Source organism: Sulfobacillus harzensis, from assembly GCF_012933365.1.
Lineage (GTDB): Bacteria > Bacillota > Sulfobacillia > Sulfobacillales > Sulfobacillaceae > Sulfobacillus_B > Sulfobacillus_B harzensis.
The window spans coordinates 1-236 of the sequence record NZ_JABBVZ010000385.1 but is presented as its reverse complement, the minus strand read 5'-3'; the positions used below and the strand labels follow the sequence as shown (position 1 = coordinate 236).

The 236-nt window shown below is 53.8% G+C and carries 1 protein-coding gene; it reads right to left on the bottom strand.

The features are described 5' to 3' along the window. Positions 1-236: transposase (locus HIJ39_RS25390; RefSeq protein ID WP_207711913.1), on the bottom strand; the 236-nt coding region annotated here is incomplete at both ends.

Genomic DNA, 236 nt, shown 5'->3' with positions numbered 1-236 from the left:
ACTTTGGCCAATCCACGCAAGAGAAATCGTCGAAACTGCCGATCCTCTTTGATGTGACCCCAGACACTTTCCACCTCAACCCCGCGACGTTTCACCGTGGCCATAACCTCCGGGACTTTGAAGCGTTCGCGGACTTCTTGTTTATACCGACGTAGTAACGGACTGATTTGAATCCGGCGATATTCGGCTGTGGTACACTCGGCTTTCAAGGGGCAGGTCGGACAGTCGTGCGCTTG